Source organism: Thermomicrobium sp., assembly GCF_053493975.1.
The window spans coordinates 1-5,040 of the sequence record NZ_JBRBZA010000078.1 but is presented as its reverse complement, the minus strand read 5'-3'; the positions used below and the strand labels follow the sequence as shown (position 1 = coordinate 5,040).

Below are 5,040 nucleotides of genomic sequence, written 5' to 3'. Positions count from 1 at the left end.
GGACCGGATACAGCGTGACCGATCGGCTGGATAGGGGTGCGGTGACGGTTCACCGATCGGGGCGAGCGCTCCGATGGAGCGTGCAGCGCGAGGAAGCTCCACCAGGCAGTTGCCCGGTGGAGCTGATTGTGCCGAACTGCGATGCACGTGGCGTGTCCCTCACTCGAAGAGGACGACTCCGCGGATGACGCGGCCTTCCAGGAGGTCCTGGTAACCCTGGTTGATCTGGTCGAGGGAGTAGGTTTGGGTGACGAGCTCGTCGAGCTTGAGGCGCCCGGCGCGGTAGAGCTGGAGGAGGTAGGGGAAGTCGACGCGAGGATTGACGTGGCCGTAGAGAGTCCCGACGACCTCCTTACCGAGGAGGACCAGATCGGCGGGTGGGACCTTCATGGAATCGGTCGCGATGGGGGCGAGGCCGACGACGACGCAGCGGCCAGCTTTGCGGGTAGCGCGGTAGGCGATGCCGATGTGTTCGGGTTCGACGTGGCCGATGGTGACGATGGTTTTGTCGGCGCCGACGCCATTGGTGAGGTCGAGGATGCGCTGGACAGGGTCGTCGTACTTGGCGTTGATGGTGTGGGTGGCGCCGAACTCCTGGGCGGCTTCGAGTTTCCAGTCGACGACATCGACGGCGATCACCTTAGAAGCGCCGGCGAGAGCGGCGCCCTGGACAGCGTTCATGCCGACGCCGCCGAGACCGAAGACGGCGACGACTTCACCGGCACGGACCTCGCCGCGCTTGGCAGCGGCGCCGACACCGGTGGGAACACAGCAGGAGACGAGACATGCCTTGTCGAGCGGGATATCGGGGTCGATTTTGACGATCGCATCGACGGGTGCAACCGTGTACTGACTGAAGCAGCCGATCATAGCGAATTGGCCGACCTCCTGGCCGTCCTTGGTGCGAAGGCGAAAGGTGCCGTCGAGTTGGGCACCGATGGTCGCTTGGGCTCCGCGATCGCAGAGGACGGGGATACCAGTGAGACACCAACGGCATTTGCCACAGGGAGGGATGAAGGTCAAGAGCACGTGATCGCCGGGCTGTACCTCGGTGACGCCGGGGCCGACCCGCTCGACGATTCCGGCTCCCTCGTGGCCGGGGACGATGGGATAGCGTGCGGGATGGTCGCCGGTCGCAAAGTGCCAGTCGGAGTGGCAGATACCGGTAGCGACCATCTTGACGAGCACTTCACCGGCTTTGGGTTCATCCAGTTCCAACTCTTCAATACTAAACACCTTGGTCGGACCATGGAGCACAGCTGCCTTCGTCTTCATTGGCTCCTCCCTTCACCAATCAACCGACCACACACAGGGCACTCTCTTGTATACTGTTCAATGAGAACCTTTACTGATGATAGTATAGCAGATAACCCGAAAGGAGTCAACCCTCCCGCAGTCACTGCGGGCATCTGGTTACTCAAGGCACGTCATCGGAGAAGAATCGTTGCGGTATGCTCGCAGAGTGTTGACAGCGCTCCGATGGGACGGATATACTCCGCGTCGGTATTCGACATGACCTGATCTCGCGAGGGCGAAAGTTGGCGCGAGGGAGACGGAGGGCGAGCTATGGAGGCGATGCTGGACACGGTGGTGCAGGGGGCATCTGTCGCTGAGGAGCAAGAGGCGGAAGCCACTCCACCGGCTGGAGAAGAGGAGATCAGCGAGGAGTTGGTCGAGCTGCTGGTGAAGGAGATCACCATCGACGGCATGTGTGGGGTGTATTGATCCAGGGGATGCGCTGGGACAGTCGTACCCGACTGGCACGGTCAGCGGCGCTCCGGCCGGAACCGTTCGGGGCGCTCGCTTATACGTATCATGAGCGTCGGCTCTTTTTCATTCCGCCTTGGCTGGTGCCGTTCGTGGAGGGGACTGGAAACGAGACGATCGGGGAGATGGCGCAACGCCTCGCGGCGGCTGGTCAATTGCCGGACGACGCGTTGGAGAAGCTCCTCCCGCTCCTGGAGGGGCTGCGCCGGAGGGGGGTCATCGATGTGGACTGAGGTGCTCCGCCGCGGATTGGATGCGCCGATCTGCCTGACCTGGGAGATTACCTACGCGTGCAACTTCAACTGTGTGCACTGTTTGTCCTCGTCGGGGAAGCGGGCGCCGGACGAACTCACGACCGAGGAAGCGAAGCGCTTGATCGACGAGTGGGCAGCTCTCCGAGTGTTCTACATCAACGTAGGAGGTGGTGAGCCGCTCCTCCGACCGGACTTCGTCGAGTTGATGGAATATGCCATCGCGCGGGGCATCGGCGTGAAATTCAGTACCAACGGTAGCTTGATCGACGAAGCGGTAGCGGACTGGATCGCGCGGACGCCTTATCTCGACGTCCAGATCAGCCTCGATGGCGTGACAGCGGAGGTGAACGACGCGATCCGTGGTGCCGGCTCGTATGCACTGGCCCGGCGCGCGATGGATTTCCTGGCAGCACGAGGCTTCTCGTTCAAAATCAATGTCGTGTTGACCAGGCGGAATTTCGAGCAATTGGATGACTTCTACGCGCTCGCCGCGTCGTATGGTGCGCAGTTGCGGGTGACGCGACTGCGCCCTTCGGGACGTGGTCGCGCAGTGTGGAGCGAACTGCGGCTGACACGTGCTCAGAGCCATCAGCTGTACGAGTGGCTCCTTCAGCATCCGGATGTTCTGACGGGTGACTCGTTCTTTCATCTATCCGCCCTCGGGCAGCCGCTCGAGGGCCTCAACATGTGTGGTGCAGGACGGATCGTCTGCTGTGTCGATCCGCGTGGAGACGTTTATGCCTGTCCGTTCGTGCTGACCGAGGAATTCAAGGCGGGGAACGTTCGCGAGCGGTCGTTCACCGAGATTTGGCGCCACTCCCCGCTCTTCCGTCGCTTGCGCGAGTGGGAAGCTGGCTCGACTTGCCAGCAGTGCTCGGCCTACACGCGCTGCCAGAGCGGGTGCTTCGCGGTCAAGTACTTCACCGGTACGCCGCTCGAGGCACCGGATCCCGAATGCGTGTTTGCACCGGAAACTGGTCCGACGGACGTCGCGTTGCCGCTCCGCGTGCACCCGAAGCCGGTGCGGAGCCCGCGTCGTGCAGTAGTCGTTCCCGCGACGCGGTAACGCCGATTCTGGTTCCTTGTGCCAAGGCCGAAGGTCCGTGGCGAGCGCGAAGGAAGTAGCCAGCATCGGATGCATGCGCCGTGATCCGGAGCCCGCGGTCACGGTGGTTTGTCGCCTCTCGCCGCGTCTGCGTGTCGCGCACTGTGGTAACGCAGCTTGGCTGATCGCGACCCGTCCGCTCCGCCTACTACGGGTTCAGCCCCGCGTGGTGAAGCTACTCGAGGGATTACGGGTGGACCCTGATGTCGGTCGCGTGGTGAAAAGCTTTCCTGACCTTCGCTGGGAGACGGTGATGTCCTTCCTCGAACGGCTGGCTGACGAAGGGCTCGTCCGGTTGGTCTGGTCAGTGCCGGATGAAATGCTGCCGAGCGTGTCCGTGGTGATTCCGGTGCGCAACCGACCAGCTCAACTGCATGCGTGCCTGGCGGCGCTCGAGCGCCTCGACTATCCGCGCGAGCGACTCGAGGTTCTGGTCGTCGACGACGCGTCGTCCGATGACACGGTGGCGAGGGCTGAAACGTGGCGGAATCGTTTGCCGCTGCAGGTGATCCGCCTGCCTGTGCCGGTCGGTGCCGCCGCATGCCGGAACCACGGTGCGGAGCTGGCGCGGGGTGACATTCTCGCGTTTACCGATAGCGATTGTCGTCCGCATCCGCGTTGGCTGCGCGAGTTGGTGCCGGAGTTCGTGCGGTCCGGTGTCGTCGCAGTCGGGGGTGCCGTGTTGCCAGCTGACAACGAATCGTGGCTCGACCGGTACGAGGCGGTGGAGTCACCGCTGACGCACGGGCCAGAGCCAGCACGGGTTCAACCGCGCGGCGCGGTGCCCTACCTCGTCACAGCTAATCTGCTGGTGCGGCGTCGGGCGCTTTTGGAAGTCGGCGGTTTTGCACGGATCCATCCAGGTGAAGATGTGGATCTCGTCTGGCGGCTCTGTGAACGGGGAGGACGGATTCTGTATCGCCCAGCGGGTATCGTTCTCCATGATCACCGCGATCGGCTTTGGCCGTTCCTGCGCCGACGCGCTGCCTATGCGTCCTCCGAAGTAGTGCTGGTGCGGCGTCATCCACACGCTCGCCATCGGATGACGGTGCCAGTTGCCATGCTGGCGAGCATCGGCTGTGGGATCGGAGCAGGGCGACAGCGAGGACTGGTGATACTCGCGGTGTTGCCGCTGCTCGCTGATGTACTCGTTGCCCTCCAGCGGATCCGACGCTTGCGAGCTCCGGTATCGCTCGGAGAACTGGTGCTGGCCGAGTTCCGCGGCATGTTGGTCGCATGCTACTGGATAGGGCGAACGATCAGTCGCTACTACAGCTGGCCCGCTCTGGTCGCCGGGGTCCTCTTCCGGCGCAGAGGGTTCGGGCGGTGGCTTTCCGTGCTCGCTGGAGCGAGCCTTCTCGGGACAGCGAGTATCGACTACATTCGCAAACGTCCGAGCCTCGATCCGGTACGGTTCTTGCTCGCGCATCTGTGTGACGATTTGGCCAACAACGCAGGTCTTTTGGTCGGTTGTCTGCGCTCCGGGACCATCCGACCGCTTCTGGTGGAGCTCTCCCTGTATTGGCCACGCCTCGAGAAATCCTAAACGTTCCTCGTTTACGTAGCCGAGTCGGGTTGCCGGCTACGCGAAGAATGCACCCCCGCGCGAAGTCAGTCGCCGCGTTTTCCAGCGACTGGGTCGCAGTTCGTTCGACCAGATGTGGCGGTGCGGCAGAGATGTGCCGGAGACCAGTTACCTCGTCGCTGGCTGGATTCGTCGATGTGGATGGGGAGCGGTCATCGGGCGGGCCACGGCTTCGTCGCCGTTCACAGCTTCGTCTCGTCGGCACCGTTCTGCAACGCTATAGTTGCGTTGGAGACGAGCGCAGCTGATGGTGCCGGAGGGTAAGCGGTGAGCGAGGTTCGGATCACGGTTCGGCAGAACGGTCCCTATCACGTGCAAGGGCGCGTCAT

The 5,040-nt window shown here is 63.0% G+C and carries 5 protein-coding genes; 4 read left to right on the top strand and 1 reads right to left on the bottom strand.

Features of this window, described 5'->3' with window-relative positions; genetic code table 11:
• Nucleotides 1-159: 159 nt before the first annotated feature.
• Nucleotides 160-1,275 (bottom strand): NDMA-dependent alcohol dehydrogenase, encoded by a 1,116-nt coding sequence (locus ACWIVK_RS12405; protein WP_448577045.1) that lies wholly within the window; start codon nucleotides 1,273-1,275, stop codon nucleotides 160-162.
• A 291-nt stretch (nucleotides 1,276-1,566) separates the two neighbouring features.
• Here ACWIVK_RS12405 and mftA point away from each other — a divergent pair, with 291 nt between their 5' ends.
• From mftA to mftF, 4 genes are all read left to right on the top strand, one after another.
• A complete protein-coding gene (gene mftA, locus ACWIVK_RS12400; protein ID WP_448577044.1) occupies nucleotides 1,567-1,725 on the top strand; it encodes a mycofactocin precursor MftA in 159 nt (52 codons plus the stop codon).
• Nucleotides 1,710-2,000, top strand: coding sequence for a mycofactocin biosynthesis chaperone MftB (mftB, locus tag ACWIVK_RS12395; RefSeq protein ID WP_448577042.1), 291 nt, complete (start codon nucleotides 1,710-1,712; stop codon nucleotides 1,998-2,000). The genes mftA and mftB overlap by 16 nt, the downstream gene beginning before the upstream one ends.
• Nucleotides 1,990-3,087, top strand: coding sequence for a mycofactocin radical SAM maturase (gene mftC, locus ACWIVK_RS12390; protein WP_448577041.1), 1,098 nt, complete (start codon nucleotides 1,990-1,992; stop codon nucleotides 3,085-3,087). The genes mftB and mftC overlap by 11 nt, the downstream gene beginning before the upstream one ends.
• A 73-nt stretch (nucleotides 3,088-3,160) precedes the next feature.
• Nucleotides 3,161-4,672, top strand: coding sequence for a mycofactocin biosynthesis glycosyltransferase MftF (gene mftF / locus ACWIVK_RS12385; RefSeq protein WP_448577039.1), 1,512 nt, complete (start codon nucleotides 3,161-3,163; stop codon nucleotides 4,670-4,672).
• The last annotated feature ends 368 nt before the right edge of the window (nucleotides 4,673-5,040 follow it).